Consider the following 13235-nt stretch of genomic DNA (forward strand, 5'->3'; position numbering starts at 1 on the left):
TCGTTCCAGTCCAGGAAATCGGGCGCTCCCGCACTTCTGGCGCACATTACGTCCCCTTTCATGCGCGCGGGCGGGTTGGCGCGGTCAGCTGACCCGGTTCACCACCAGGTCAGCGAGTTCGGCAAGGCGCCTTGCGGGCGCGCCGAACGGTTCGAGGGCCGCATGCGCGTCGCTGCGCAACTGCTGCGCCAGCGCCCGCGATGCGTCCAGACCGATGATCGACACGTAGGTCGGCTTGCCGTCCTTCGCGTCCTTGCCAGCGGTCTTGCCGAGCGTCGCCGAGTCGGCGGTGACATCGAGAATGTCGTCCACCACCTGGAAGGCGAGGCCCACTGCCGCTGCGTACGCGTCGAGCGCGCGCAGCGTGTCGGCGGAGGGCGTCTCGCCCGCCACCGCGCCCATGCGGACCGACGCGCGCAGCAGCGCGCCGGTCTTCAGCCGGTGCATCGTTTCGAGTTCTTCACGCGTCAGCGCACGCCCCACGCTCGCAAGGTCGATGGCCTGGCCGCCGGCCATGCCGATCGAGCCGCTCGCCAGCGCCAGTTCGCGCACGAGCGCGGCCTGGCGCGCCGGCGCATCGCGCAAACCCGGCACGTCCGACGTCAGCGTAATGAAAGCCTGCGACTGCAGCGCGTCGCCCACCAGCAACGCCGTGGGATCGTCGTACTTGACGTGGACCGTCGGCTTGCCGCGGCGCATGTCGTCGTTGTCCATGCACGGCATGTCGTCGTGCACGAGCGAGTAGACGTGGATCATCTCCAGCGCGCAGGCCGCCGCGTCGAGCGCCTCGGGCGTCGCGCCCGTCAGTTCGCCCGCAGCATGGCACAGAAGCGGCCGAACGCGCTTGCCGCCGCCCAGCACGGCATAACGCATGGCGTCATGCAGGCCCGCGGGCAGCACGTCGGCTGCCGGCAAATAGTGTTCGAGCGCGCTCTCGACCCGGTCCAGCACCTGCCGGGTCCATTGTTCAGAAGTCATAGATCGTCGTCTCCGCCCGTTGCGGATGTCGTATTGAGGGGCGCGGGCTTGAGCGTCTCGCCGTCGAGTACGCGCACCTGTTGTTCAACCTTTTCCAACTGCTGCTGACAGAACTTCACCAGCACGGCGCCGCGCCGGTAGGCGTCCAGCGATTCCTCGAGACTCAGGCTGCCGCCTTCCATGCGCGCCACGAGCGCATCGAGCTCCGCCAGCGCGGCCTCGTAGCTCTCGGGCTGCCGCAGGTCGCCGCCGCTGTTGCCACCGCCGCTGCCGCCGTCGTTGCCGTTTTCAGCACCTTCGGCCGCCGCGGCGCGGTCTTTCGTTGCGGATTTCGCCATGAGTCGTCGCAGAATTGAAACAAGGCGGACATTCTACGGCAAAAGCGCCGAACCCGACCCGCTCGCCCACTTGCGTCCCCTTGCCGCCACAGGGGCGATCCTGACCGAAATCCGCCACGCCGGCACGCCGATCGCGTTGCCCGGAGGCAATTTTGGCAAAAATCAGTGACTTAGCTACCCCTTGGGGGTGGAAACGGGTATACTAGCCGGCTCCCTAAATCGAATCTTCGATGGTTGGGTTGTTCACTGCTTTCACGTCTTCATCGGGAGTGGGAATGTCCAATCTGAGCAATGCATTGCAGCTGAAGTCCATTCACAGCCAGCTGCCAGTCACCGCTTATTTTGACGAAGCGCTTCTCCAGCGCGAAATCGAAACGCTTTTCCAGAAAGGTCCTCGTTACGTCGGGCACGAGCTGATGGTGCCCGAAGCGGGGAATTATTTTGCACTGCCCAGCGAAAAAGAAGGCCGCGTGCTGGTGCGTAACAAGCAGGACCAGGTCGAGCTGCTCTCGAACGTCTGCCGCCACCGCCAGGCCATCATGCTAAACGGTCGCGGCACGGCCAACAACATCGTATGTCCGCTGCATCGCTGGACCTACGACCTCAGGGGCGAACTGCTCGGCGCGCCGCACTTCGCGGACAAACCTTGCCTGAACCTGAACCGCACGCCGCTGCAGCAGTGGAACGGCCTGCTCTTCGAGTCCGCGGGACGCGACATCGCGCGCGACCTCGCCCGCCTCGGGCCCGCGAAGCATCTCGACTTTACGGACTATATGTTCGATCACGTCGAGGTCCACGAGTGCAACTACAACTGGAAGACCTTCATCGAGGTCTATCTGGAGGACTACCACGTCGTGCCGTTCCACCCGGGCCTCGGCCAGTTCGTCTCGTGCGACGACCTGAGGTGGGAATTCGGCGAGTGGTACAGCGTGCAGACCGTGGGCGTGCACAGCCAGCTCGGCAAGCCGGGCAGCCCGACGTACCGCAAGTGGCACGACGAAGTCCTGCGCTTCCGTAACGGCGTGCCGCCGGAGTTCGGTGCGATCTGGATGGTGTACTACCCGAATCTCATGATCGAGTGGTACCCACACGTGCTCGTGGTGTCGTGGCTGATTCCCGAGGGTACGCAGAAGACGAAGAACATCGTCGAGTTCTACTACCCCGAGGAAATCACGCTGTTCGAGCGCGAGTTCGTCGAGGCCGAGCGTGCCGCCTATATGGAAACGGCGGTCGAGGACGACGAGATCGCCGAGCGCATGGACGCCGGCCGCCGCGCGCTGTTCGAGCGCGGCGAGTCGGAAGTCGGCCCGTATCAGAGCCCGATGGAAGACGGCATGCAGCACTTCCACGAGTTCCTGCGGCGCGAGCTGGGAACGATCTGATCGCTGATTGGATCGCTTATTTGATCCATAAGCGGCACATGCCGATGCAGCGAGGAAAGACGGGCTACGGCCCGTCTTTTTGTTTAGACTGACGGCATCGGGCCGGCCTTGCCGGCCGCTCATCTCTCAGCTTTGCATGGGATCGCTCCAAAGCGCTGAAGCGCCAGGTGCGATCGACAAGGAGCCGCCGTCATGCCCCACACGCACTACACCACGCTCATCTCCGCCGCCAATCTCTACGAACGCCTGACGGCCGCGCCGGGCAGCGTCCTCGTGTTCGATTGCCGCTTCGATCTCGCCAACTCCGGCAGCGGCGAAGCGGCTTACGCGGCCAACCACATTCCCGGCGCCCAATATCTTCACCTCGATCGCGACCTCTCCGGCGCGAAGACCGGCAAGAACGGCCGCCATCCGCTGCCCGAGCGCGCGGCGCTCGTCAGCACGCTGGCGGCGCACGGCCTCCACGCCGGGCAGCAGGTCGTAGCCTACGACGCCCAGGGCGGCAGCTACGCGGCCCGCCTGTGGTGGCTGCTGCGCTGGCTCGGTCACGACTCGGCGGCGGTGCTCGATGGCGGCCTGCAGGCCTGGGAAGCGGCGGGCTATCCGCTCTCCAGCGACGTGCCGCTTCCCGTGCCCGGCAACTTCAAGGCGGGTGCGCCGCTACAGGTGACGGTCGACGTGCAGGCGGTCGTGCGCAATCTCTCGACGCACGAACTGCTGGTCGTGGACGCGCGCGCGGCGGATCGCTATCGCGGCGAGAACGAAACGATCGATCCGGTGGCCGGCCACATTCCGGGCGCGCGCAACCGCTTCTTCAAGGACAACCTCGGCGCCGACGGCCGCTTCAAGCCCGCGCACGCGCTGCGCGACGAGTTCTCGGCGGTGCTGGGCAGCACGACGCCCGAACACGTCGTGCTGCAATGCGGCTCGGGCGTCACGGCCTGTCACAACGCGCTCGCGATGGAGATCGCGGGCCTGCACGGCGCGGCGCTCTACGGAGGCTCGTGGAGCGAGTGGTGCGCCGATCCGTCGCGCCCGGCTGCGACGGGCCCCAATCCCTGAGCACCTCGCTCGATATCGGGCCCAACATCGGGTCAAACTCGCCTCAACCGCGCGGCGTCACGCGACGCCGTGCTCCCTGAACCACGCCAGCGCGCGCTTCCAGCCGTCCTCGGCATCGGCCTGGCGATAGCTCGGGCGATAGTCGGCGAAGAAGGCGTGGCCCGCGTCGTCGTACACGACGAAGTCCGAGCCGCGGCCGCCCTGCGGCCCCTGCGCGATCGCCTGCTTCATCTGCGCGAGCGTGTTCTGCGGAATGCTCTGGTCCTGGCGGCCGTAGAGCCCGAGCACCGGCACCTGCAGGCTGCCCGCGAGATCGAGCGGATTGGCCGGCATGGTCGCCGTATGCGGCCCCGCCACACGGCCATACCACGCCACGGCGGCCTTCAGGTGCGGGTTGTGCTCGGCATAGAGCCAACTGATGCGCCCGCCCCAGCAGAAACCGTTGATGCCCACGCGCTTCAGGTCGCCGCCATGCTGCCCGGCCCAGGCGACGGTCGCGTCGAGGTCGGACATCACCTGCGCGTCGGGAACCTTGCTCGCGATGTTCTGATCGATCTGCTGTATGGTCGGATAAACCGATGCATCGCCCTCGCGCACGAAGAGGTCGGGGGCAATGGCAAGGTAACCGAGCTTCGCGAAACGCCGGCACACGTCGGCGATGTGCTCGTGCACGCCGAAGATCTCGTGCACGACGACGATCACGGGCAGATGCGTCTTGCCGAGCGGCTGGGCCCGGTATGCGGGAATCAGCGTGCCGTTCGACTCGAAGCCCACTTCGCCGGCTTCGAGACCCGCCGCATCGGTGTGGATGGTCTGCGCGGAGACCGGCAGCACGGCGGCGGCAAACCCGCTGCCGAGCGCCGCCTTCAGGAAGGTGCGCCGATTGAACGGCACGTGCGGGACAAGGGAATCGACTTCGGGCTTCAGCATGCAACGCTCCTCGTTAGACGGCATTCAATGCAGTTTCACGCGTGGCAGCGTCGTGCGGCGCAGCCAGTGCGCGAAGGTGTCGAGCACCATGCGCGCATAGCCGTGCAGCGCGGCGATATGCATGCGGTACAACGACATATACATGAAACGGGCGAACAGGCCTTCGATCAGCATGCTACCGCCAATCACCCCGCCCATCAGATTGCCGACCGCGCTGAAATGGCCGAGCGACACCAGCGAGCCGAAGTCGCGATAGGTGAACTCGGGCAGCGGCCGGCCTTCGAGCAGGTTGCCGAGCGAACGCAGCAGGAAGGCCGCCTCCTGGTGGGCGGCCTGGGCGCGCGGCGGCACGCCACGCTCATTTCCGGGCCATTCGCAGGCGGCGCAGTCGCCGAACGCGAAGACGTTGTCGTCGGCTTCGGTTTGCAGCGTGCGGCGCACGATCAGTTGGCCCAGCTTGTTGACGGGCAGGCCGTCGAGCTGCGCCAGCACCGGTGGCGCCGTGATTCCTGCCGCCCAGACCGTGAGGTCGGCACGCAAGGCCTTGCCGCTCGCCGTGCGCACCACGCCCGGCGCAACTTCCGTCACGCGCTCGCTGGTCAGGATCCGCACGCCGAGCTTCGTCAGCAGCTCGGCGGTTGGCGACGAAACGCGCTCGGGCAGCGCGGGCAGAATACGCGGCCCGGCCTCGATCAGCACGATGCCCACGTCGTGGCTCGGATCGAGCTTGTGAAGACCATAGGCGGAGAGCACCTGCGCGGTATTGCGCAGCTCGGCCGAAAGCTCGACGCCCGTGGCGCCCGCGCCGATGATCGCGATCTGCACGCGCCGCTCGTCGGCTTGCTCCGCGCCTTCGGGCGCCGGTCCCGGCTCCTGATGCTCGGCGCGCATGCACGCCGCGATGAGCCGCTTGCGAAAGCGTTCGGCCTGCGCGACGGTGTCGAGTGCGAGGGAATTTTCCGCAGCGCCTGGCACGCCGAAGAAATGCGTCGTGCTGCCGATCGCCAGCACGAGCGTGTCGTATTCGAGCTCGCGCGGCGGCAGCATATCGCCGCCGTCCTCGTCCTTTACCGCGCCGAGGCGGATGCGCTTCGCCGCGCGATTGAGGCCGGTCAGCTCGCCCTGCTGGAACTCGAAGCCGTGCCAGCGCGCCTGTGCCGCGTATTCGAGCTCCTGCGTGAACGGATCCATGCTGCCTGCCGCGACTTCGTGCAGGAGCGGCTTCCAGATATGGGTCGGATAGCGGTCGACCAGCGTCACGCTCGCGCGCGGCGGCCTCCCTCTGCGCGCCTTGCCGTAGCGGTCGCCCAGCCGTGTCGCGAGCTCCAGTCCGCCAGCGCCTCCCCCCACAACGATAAAGCGATGCATAGACCCTCCGTGCGTGTTGTCTGGCGTCAGAACGGCCGACAACGAGTGCTGGCCGCCACTCATTGTCGGCTGACGCCGCGCATCACAACAAGCATGCGCCGGGCATGCCGGTCATGCGAGCCGCGCGCTTGTGCCAGCCGGCGTGCGCGGGTACTGCATCGTTACGCTCAGTGCGCTTCCTCCCAGTTCGCCCCGACACCCACTTCGGCGACGAGCGGCACCTTGAGCTGGGCCACCGAGCACATCAGTTCCGGCAGACGCTTGCGGACTTCGGCCAGTTCCTCGTCCGGCACTTCGAGCACGAGTTCATCGTGCACCTGCATGATCATCTTCGTGCGCATGCGCGTGTCGTCGAGCCACTTCTCGACGGCGATCATCGAAAGCTTGATGAGGTCCGCCGCGGTGCCCTGCATCGGCGCGTTGATCGCGGCACGCTCGGCCGCCTGGCGGCGCGGGCCGTTACCGCCGTTGATCTCGGGCAGCCAGAGGCGGCGGCCGAACACGGTCTCGACATAGCCGCGCGATTTCGCGTCCATGCGCGTCTCGTCCATGTAGCGCGCCACGCCCGGATAACGCGCGAAATAGCGGTCGATATAGAGCTTCGCCGCGTCGCGCGTGATGCCGAGATTCGATGCGAGCCCAAACGCGCTCATGCCGTAGATCAGGCCGAAGTTGATGACCTTGGCAATGCGGCGCTGGTCTGCGCTGACTTCGAGCGGCGTCACGCCGAACACTTCGGCGGCGGTGGCGCGGTGAATGTCGTCGCCGCGCGCGAACGCGGCGAGCAGCGACTCGTCGCCCGAGATGTGCGCCATGATGCGCAGCTCGATCTGCGAATAGTCGGCCGAAACGATCTTGCAGCCGGGCGCGGCGACGAACGCCTCGCGAATACGCCGCCCCTCGCCCGTGCGCACCGGAATGTTCTGCAGATTCGGATCGTTCGATGCCAGACGCCCCGTAACCGCCACGGCCTGCGCGTAGTTCGTGTGCACGCGGCCCGTCTGCGCATTGACCATGCGCGGCAGCTTGTCGGTATACGTGGACTTCAGCTTCGCGAGCCCGCGATGCTCGAGCAGCAGCTTCGGCAGCGGGTAGTCTTCGGCGAGCTTCTGCAGCACTTCTTCGTCGGTGGACGGCGCGCCGCTGGGCGTTTTCTTCACGACGGGCAGTTGCAGCTTCTCGAAGAAGATCTGGCCGATCTGCTTCGGCGAGCCGAGGTTGAACTCGCCGCCCGCCAGCGCATACGCCTGCTGTTCGAGCTCGACGAGACGCACGGCAATTTCCGCGCTCTGACGCTCGAGGCGCTCCGCATCGATCAGGACACCGTTGCGTTCCATCTGGCGCAGCACGCGCGAAGTGGGCATCTCGATCTCGCGGTACACGTAGCCCAGTCCCTTCTCCTGCTCGATCTGCGGATAGAGCGCGAGATGCAGTTGCAGCGTGATGTCGGCATCTTCCGCCGCATATTCGGCCGCCTTGTCGAGCGCGACTTCGTCGAAGCCGATCTGCTGCGCGCCCTTGCCCGCCACTTCCTCGTACTTGATCGTCTTGATGCCGAGGTGACGCAGCGCGAGGCTGTCCATGTCATGGCTGCGATGCGATTCGAGCACGTACGATTCGAGCATCGTGTCGTACTCGACGCCGCCCAGCGCAATGTCGTAGTTCGCGAGCACCTGCTCGTCGTACTTCATGTGCTGGCCGACCTTCTTGTGCTGCCCGCTTTCCAGCCACGGCTTCAGGCGCGCGAGCACTTCGTCGAGCGGCAACTGATCGGGCACGTCCGGCCCGCGATGGCCAACCGGCAGATACGCGGCCTGTCCAGGCTCCGTGGCAAACGAAAGGCCGACGAGCTTCGCGACCATGGGATCGAGCGACGTCGTCTCGGTGTCGAACGCGGTCAGGCGGGCGCCTTCGATCTTCCCGAGCCATGCGTCGAATTGGTCCCACGTCTGGATCGTTTCGTAGTGGCGCGGCACGTCGAGCATCAGCGCGGGCTGCACGTCCGCGTCCTGCTTCGGTGCGTCGCCGCTCGTCGCGGCCGGCACGCTGCTGCTCTGATCGGCTTCATTGACTTCGCGCAGCCAGGTCTTGAAGCCATGACGCGCGAAGATGTCGCGCAATTCCTCACGCGCTTCGGCTCGCGTGGCGAGCGAGGCTTCGATCGACTCGATGTGCGGCGTGAGTTCGCAAGCCGTCTCCACGGTGACGAGCTTTCTCGCCATCGGCAGGAAATCGAGCGCGTCACGCAGATAGCCGCCCACGGCCCCCTTGATTTCGGCCGCATGTTCGACGATGCCGTCGAGCGTGCCGTACTCCGTGAGCCACTTCACCGCCGTCTTCGGGCCGCACTTGTTCACGCCCGGCACGTTGTCCACGGTGTCGCCGATCAGCGAAAGATAATCGACGATGCGCTCCGGCGGCACGCCGAACTTCGCGATCACGCCTTCGCGGTCGAGCGTTTCGTTCGTCATCGTGTTGATGAGCGTGACGCGGTCCGTCACGAGCTGCGCGAGATCCTTGTCGCCCGTGGAAACGATCACTTTCATGCCGAGCTTTTCGGCCTGGCGCGCGAGGGTGCCGATCACGTCGTCGGCCTCGACGCCTTCGATCATCAGGAGCGGCCAGCCGAGCGCGCGCACGGCCACGTGGATGGGCTCGATCTGCGCCGCAAGCGGCTCGGGCATGGAAGGCCGGTTCGCCTTATAGTCGGGATACCAGTCGTCGCGGAACGTCTTGCCCTTCGCATCGAACACGCACGCGCTATACTCTGCCGTAACCTCCTTGCGCATACGGCGCAGCATGTTGATGATCCCGTATAGCGCACCCGTCGGCTCGCCGTCAGGACCGCGCAGATCCGGCATCGCATGGTAGGCCCGATAGAGATAGCTGGAACCGTCGACCAGCAACAGGGTCTTTCCTTCCAGCTCAGTATGTAGGTTGGTTTCCACGCGTAGTTCTTCAGGCATTATGGACAAGAGAAAAGTGATTCCGAGTCTGCGTTCGCTCGCAGATCAAGAGCGCGCAACGGCCAAGAAGGCGCGCGCATCGTGGCAGATGTTCACGATTATGGCAGAGTTTATCGAGGCGACCGAGTACCTCTCCGAGATCCGGCCGGCCGTCAGCATCTACGGTTCTGCCCGCCTGAAACCGGACTCGAAGTACTATCAGCTGGCTATCGAAATCGCGGGCAAAGTGTCCGACGCGGGCTTCGCCGTGATCTCCGGCGGCGGCCCCGGCATCATGGAAGCGGCGAACAAGGGCGCGCACGCCGGCAAGTCGCCTTCGGTGGGCCTGAACATCGAGCTGCCGCACGAGCAGTCGGGCAACCAGTGGCAGGACATTTCGCTGCGTTTCCGCCATTTCTTCACGCGCAAGGTCACCTTCGTCAAGAACTCCGACGCCGTGATCGTCATGCCGGGCGGCTTCGGCACCCTCGACGAACTGGCCGAAGTGCTCACGCTGATCCAGACGAAGAAATCGCGCCACGTGCCGATCATTCTGGTGGGCTCGGAGTTCTGGCAAGGCCTGCTTGCCTGGTTCCGCTCGGCGCTCGTGCCGATGGGCCTCATCAATCCCGAAGACATGGACCTGATGCAGGTGATCGACGACCCGGACCAGGTGCTCGAAGCGGTCCTCAAGTTCTATGAGGACAAGGACAGCGGCGAAGAAGGCGAGAAAGTCCGCCACGAGCGCAGCGACTCCGACGAAGACCGGATGTTCTACCTCTGACATTCGGCTTTCGTTTCATCTCTGCGATGAATCAAACGCTCCCCCAGGACGCACCGCCGGACGCCGCCGGCGCGCCGCATGCGCCAACGGTGCGCGAACTGTTCCTCGGCTTTCTCGGGCTGGGCTTTTCTTCGTTCGGCGGCGCGCTGCCGCTTGCGCGCCGCACCATTGTCGAGCAGCGCCACTGGCTTTCGGCCGCGGAATTCACGGACCTGCTCGGCCTGTGCCAATTCCTGCCTGGCGGCAACGTCATCAACCTTTCGGTCGCGATCGGCATGCGCTTCAGGGGCTGGCGCGGCGCGCTGGCCGGCCTGCTCGGGCTGATGGCCGGGCCGACGCTCGTGGTCATCGCACTCGGCGTGCTCTACGAGCGCACGCAAAACGATCCGCACGTGCGCCACCTGTTCGTCGGGCTTGCTGCGGCCGCGGCCGGGCTCCTCGTCGCGATGGCCGTGAAAATCCTGTTGCCGCTGCGCCGCGAGCCCGCCACGGCCTTCGTCGCGCTGCTCGGCTTCGTCGCCATAGCGATCCTGCGCACGCCGCTCCTGCCCACCATGCTCGTGCTCACCCCCGTCGGCATCGCCTTCGCGGCGCGCGCCGCCCGCCGCGTGGGAGGCGCGCGATGAACGCCACGCCCGTCGCACTCGCCGCGATCTTCAGCCAGCTCTCGCTGCTCGCGTTCGGCGGCGGCAATACGATCCTGCCCGAGATGCAGCGTCAGGTCGTGGAGGTGCATCACTGGATGCCCGCCAGCGAGTTCAGCGCGCTCTTCGCGCTCGCCCAGGCCGCGCCCGGGCCGAACCTGATGATCGTCCCACTGGTTGGCTGGCATGTGGCTGGCTGGGCCGGCCTGATCGTGACTTCCGTGGCGAAGTTCGGTCCTTCGTCGCTCGTGACCATCGCCGTGCTGCACGCATGGGACCGCTTCAAGGACCGCCCGTGGCGGCGCATCGCGCAGCGCGGGCTCGTGCCGGTGACGGCGGGCCTCGTGGCCGCCAGTGCGATGCTGATTGCGAAGGCCTCCGATCCTTCGTGGATCGCGTGGGCGATCACTGGCGTGTGCGCGGTGCTGGCATTTCGCACGAAGGTCCATCCGCTGTGGCTGCTCGCGGCGGGTAGCCTGATCGGGTTGAGCGGGTTCGGGCAATGAGAAAGGAGAGGCTCGACCCGGACCGCCAGGCTATCCATATGGATTGCTGATGATTCAGGTCACGAGACCGGCTACGCATCGCGCGCAGCCGGACTTTGTGTTACTGAAATGCCACCTCGGCAAAGCTGCGCAGCTTGCGGCTATGCAGCTTGTGCAAGCCATTCGTGCGCAGAATCTCCATCGCTTTCACACCAATCTGCAGATGCTGGTCCACCTGGGCGCGATAGAACGAATCGGCCATGCCGGGCAGCTTCAGCTCGCCATGCAGCGGCTTGTCCGAGACGCACAGCAGCGTGCCGTACGGCACGCGAAACCGGAACCCGTTCGCCGCAATCGTCGCGCTTTCCATATCGAGCGCAACCGCGCGGCTTTGCGACAGCCGCTGCACCGGCTCGCGATGATCGCGCAATTCCCAGTTGCGGTTGTCCACGCTCGCCACCGTACCCGTGCGCATCACGCGCTTAAGCTCCGGGCCGTCGAGCTGCGTGACCTGCGCCACCGCGCGCTCCAGCGCGAGCTGCACTTCCGCCAGCGCCGGAATCGGCACCCACAGCGGCAGGTCCGCGTCGAGCACGTGATCTTCGCGCACGTAGCCGTGTGCGAGCACGTAGTCGCCAAGACGCTGCGTGTTGCGCAAACCGGCGCAGTGTCCAAGCATGACCCACGCGTGCGGCCGCAGCACGGCGATGTGATCGGTAATGGTCTTCGCGTTCGAAGGCCCCACGCCGATGTTGACCATCGTGATCCCGCTGCCGTCCGCGCGCTTCAGGTGGTAGGCCGGCATCTGCGGCAGGCGCGCCGCCAGCGTGCCTTCGTCGTCCTGCTCGCCCAGATTCGCGTTGTACGTCACCACGTCGCCCGGTTCGACGAACGAGGTGTACTCGCTGCGATAGTTGCGCACGTCGGCGTCGTCGGTGTGGGCCATCATCGCGCGGCCGAGCTTCACGAACTCGTCGATATAGAACTGGTAATTCGTATAGAGCACGTAGTTCTGGAAGTGCGTGGGCGACGTGGCCGTATAGTGCCTCAGCCGGTGCAGCGAGAAATCCACGCGCGGCGCCGTGAAGAGCGCGAGCGGCTGCGGCTCGCCCGGCGCCGGTTCATAGGTGCCGTTAACGATGCGGTCGTCGAGCTGCGCGAGATCGGGCGTGTCGAACACGTCGCGCATGGCGACGAGCCGCTCGCGGTCCAGGTCGCCTTCCAGGTGGATGCCTTCGGCAAAGGCGAAATGCACCGGAATGGGCTGTTCCGAAACGCCCACTTCGATCGACACGTGATGGTTCTTCGCCAGCAGCCGCAACTGCTCGCGGTAATAGTCGCCGAACAGGTCCGGCCGCGTGACGGTCGTCTCGAACACGCCCGGTCCCGCCACGAAACCATAGGAGCGCCGCGAGTCGATGTGCGTGTTGACTTCCGTGCGAATGCGCACGAACGGATAGCACGCGCGCACGCGGCGATCGAACGCCTCGCCGCGCCGGTAGCGCGCGAACGCATCGCGCAAGAACGAGGTGTTCGACTCGTAGATGGTGGACAGGCGGGCGACAGCGTCGGCGGCGTCCGTGAAGGATCCGGTCGGGAAATCATGCGCGGGCGTCATGAACGGCCGCAGGTGGGTGTCGTTATTCATCGTCTTGCGCTCCGGTCGGTCGAACCACCTTACCACGGAACCCCGCCATGCTGAGCACAGCCCTTCGGCGCGCCCGGCGATTGGCCGCCGGCCCCGCTATCGGGCACGGAACGGCATGGGGCGCGACGGCCGGATTTGCTAGAATTGAGCCATCGAACCGGACAATCCACGGAATCAACATGAAGTTGCTCCTTCCCGCCGCCGCCGCGACGATGCTCGCGCTCAACGGGGTTACCATGGGAGTCGCCATGGCCGCGCCCAACGACGACGCGAAGAACGCCGTCGAAGCCCAATCGGCAGAGTCGGCGCAAGCGCCGCAGCCGGAACTGTCGGCCAACGAAAAGGCGGGCCTGCCGAATCTCGAGCAGATCAACCGGCCGGCGGCCAAGGTCACCTCGAAGGTCGACATCAACGTGCCGCGCAAGCCCAGCTTCCACGAAGTGAGCCCGAACGGCACCGAAATCACCGAGTACCGCGACAAAGGCAAGCCCGTCGAAATCAACGTGCGCTCGAACTTCGGCACGCACTACACGATGACCGCGCCCGCCGACACGTCGCCGCAAGTGCATTCGAGCGGCGAAGCCAGCACGCGCCTGCCGTCGATCAACCTGCATTACTGATACGCTGCCTGCCCGCGCTTCCCACATCTGGCGTGCATCTGGTGTGCGGGG

At 65.8% G+C, this 13235-nt stretch carries 13 protein-coding genes; 7 read left to right on the forward strand and 6 right to left on the reverse strand.

The genetic code is table 11. The features are described 5' to 3' along the window. Positions 1–84 precede the first annotated feature (84 nt). Together WJ542_RS22195 and WJ542_RS22200 are read right to left on the reverse strand one after the other, a co-directional pair. Positions 85–978, reverse strand: a complete 894-nt coding sequence (locus WJ542_RS22195) for a polyprenyl synthetase family protein (RefSeq protein WP_411191641.1) — start codon at positions 976–978, stop codon at positions 85–87. Then, a complete protein-coding gene (locus WJ542_RS22200) occupies positions 975–1316 on the reverse strand; it encodes an exodeoxyribonuclease VII small subunit (RefSeq protein WP_411191642.1) in 342 nt (113 codons plus the stop codon). The genes WJ542_RS22195 and WJ542_RS22200 overlap by 4 nt, the downstream gene beginning before the upstream one ends. Between WJ542_RS22200 and WJ542_RS22205 the strand changes: the two genes are divergently transcribed. The 3 genes from WJ542_RS22205 (at position 1315) to WJ542_RS22215 (ending at position 3760) form a co-directional block, all read left to right on the forward strand. Continuing rightward, on the forward strand, positions 1315–1485 hold the full coding sequence (locus WJ542_RS22205; protein ID WP_411191643.1) for a hypothetical protein: 171 nt from the start codon (positions 1315–1317) through the stop codon (positions 1483–1485). The two genes, WJ542_RS22200 and WJ542_RS22205, sit on opposite strands and share 2 nt — an antisense overlap. Before the next feature lie 106 nt (positions 1486–1591). After that, entirely contained in the window at positions 1592–2698 is a 1107-nt protein-coding gene (locus tag WJ542_RS22210; protein ID WP_411191644.1) for an aromatic ring-hydroxylating oxygenase subunit alpha, read from the forward strand. A gap of 192 nt (positions 2699–2890) precedes the next feature. Next, entirely contained in the window at positions 2891–3760 is an 870-nt protein-coding gene (locus tag WJ542_RS22215) for a sulfurtransferase (protein WP_411191645.1), read from the forward strand. A 57-nt stretch (positions 3761–3817) separates the two neighbouring features. Here WJ542_RS22215 and WJ542_RS22220 read toward each other — a convergent pair whose 3' ends face one another. The 3 genes from WJ542_RS22220 to polA form a co-directional block, all read right to left on the reverse strand. Further along, positions 3818–4690: a dienelactone hydrolase family protein gene (locus tag WJ542_RS22220; protein WP_411191646.1), complete on the reverse strand. Its 873-nt coding sequence runs from the start codon at positions 4688–4690 to the stop codon at positions 3818–3820. A gap of 24 nt (positions 4691–4714) precedes the next feature. Beyond that, positions 4715–6058, reverse strand: a complete 1344-nt coding sequence (locus WJ542_RS22225; protein ID WP_411191647.1) for an NAD(P)/FAD-dependent oxidoreductase — start codon at positions 6056–6058, stop codon at positions 4715–4717. Between the two features lie 167 nt (positions 6059–6225). Further along, positions 6226–9024, reverse strand: coding sequence for a DNA polymerase I (polA, locus tag WJ542_RS22230; protein ID WP_411192523.1), 2799 nt, complete (start codon positions 9022–9024; stop codon positions 6226–6228). Position 9025: 1 nt separating this feature from the next. Between polA and WJ542_RS22235 the strand changes: the two genes are divergently transcribed. Genes WJ542_RS22235 through WJ542_RS22245 form a run of 3 tightly spaced genes read left to right on the forward strand, consistent with a single transcriptional unit; the run spans position 9026 to position 10937 of the window. After that, the gene (locus WJ542_RS22235) at positions 9026–9787 is read left to right on the forward strand and encodes an LOG family protein (RefSeq protein ID WP_411191648.1); all 762 of its coding nucleotides are present in this window, start codon (positions 9026–9028) and stop codon (positions 9785–9787) included. 26 nt (positions 9788–9813) lie between these two features. After that, positions 9814–10413 carry a chromate transporter gene (locus WJ542_RS22240; protein WP_411191649.1) on the forward strand — a complete coding sequence of 200 codons (600 nt, stop codon included), beginning with the start codon at positions 9814–9816 and terminating at the stop codon, positions 10411–10413. After that, positions 10410–10937, forward strand: coding sequence for a chromate transporter (locus WJ542_RS22245; protein ID WP_411191650.1), 528 nt, complete (start codon positions 10410–10412; stop codon positions 10935–10937). The genes WJ542_RS22240 and WJ542_RS22245 overlap by 4 nt, the downstream gene beginning before the upstream one ends. A 100-nt stretch (positions 10938–11037) precedes the next feature. On the opposite strand, the gene WJ542_RS22250 is transcribed toward WJ542_RS22245, so the two are convergent. Beyond that, positions 11038–12534: an AMP nucleosidase gene (locus WJ542_RS22250; RefSeq protein ID WP_411192524.1), complete on the reverse strand. Its 1497-nt coding sequence runs from the start codon at positions 12532–12534 to the stop codon at positions 11038–11040. 209 nt (positions 12535–12743) lie between these two features. On the opposite strand from WJ542_RS22250, the gene WJ542_RS22255 reads away from it, so the two are divergent. After that, the gene (locus WJ542_RS22255) at positions 12744–13184 is read left to right on the forward strand and encodes a hypothetical protein (RefSeq protein WP_411191651.1); all 441 of its coding nucleotides are present in this window, start codon (positions 12744–12746) and stop codon (positions 13182–13184) included. Positions 13185–13235: the final 51 nt, after the last annotated feature.

Source organism: Paraburkholderia yinzeri, assembly GCF_046581065.1.
Taxonomy (GTDB): domain Bacteria; phylum Pseudomonadota; class Gammaproteobacteria; order Burkholderiales; family Burkholderiaceae; genus Paraburkholderia.

Excerpts from the sequence above, each read along its gene's own strand:
- WJ542_RS22195 (WP_411191641.1), bottom strand. The coding sequence starts at position 978 with ATGACTTCTGAACAATGGACCCGGCAGGTGCTGGACCGGGTCGAGAGC.
- WJ542_RS22205 (WP_411191643.1), top strand. The coding sequence starts at position 1,315 with ATGAGTCGTCGCAGAATTGAAACAAGGCGGACATTCTACGGCAAAAGC.
- WJ542_RS22200 (WP_411191642.1), bottom strand. The coding sequence starts at position 1,316 with ATGGCGAAATCCGCAACGAAAGACCGCGCCGCGGCGGCCGAAGGTGCT.
- WJ542_RS22210 (WP_411191644.1), top strand. The coding sequence starts at position 1,592 with ATGTCCAATCTGAGCAATGCATTGCAGCTGAAGTCCATTCACAGCCAG.
- WJ542_RS22215 (WP_411191645.1), top strand. The coding sequence starts at position 2,891 with ATGCCCCACACGCACTACACCACGCTCATCTCCGCCGCCAATCTCTAC.
- WJ542_RS22220 (WP_411191646.1), bottom strand. The coding sequence starts at position 4,690 with ATGCTGAAGCCCGAAGTCGATTCCCTTGTCCCGCACGTGCCGTTCAAT.
- WJ542_RS22225 (WP_411191647.1), bottom strand. The coding sequence starts at position 6,058 with ATGCATCGCTTTATCGTTGTGGGGGGAGGCGCTGGCGGACTGGAGCTC.
- polA (WP_411192523.1), bottom strand. The coding sequence starts at position 9,024 with ATGCCTGAAGAACTACGCGTGGAAACCAACCTACATACTGAGCTGGAA.
- WJ542_RS22235 (WP_411191648.1), top strand. The coding sequence starts at position 9,026 with ATGGACAAGAGAAAAGTGATTCCGAGTCTGCGTTCGCTCGCAGATCAA.
- WJ542_RS22240 (WP_411191649.1), top strand. The coding sequence starts at position 9,814 with ATGAATCAAACGCTCCCCCAGGACGCACCGCCGGACGCCGCCGGCGCG.
- WJ542_RS22245 (WP_411191650.1), top strand. The coding sequence starts at position 10,410 with ATGAACGCCACGCCCGTCGCACTCGCCGCGATCTTCAGCCAGCTCTCG.
- WJ542_RS22250 (WP_411192524.1), bottom strand. The coding sequence starts at position 12,534 with ATGACGCCCGCGCATGATTTCCCGACCGGATCCTTCACGGACGCCGCC.
- WJ542_RS22255 (WP_411191651.1), top strand. The coding sequence starts at position 12,744 with ATGAAGTTGCTCCTTCCCGCCGCCGCCGCGACGATGCTCGCGCTCAAC.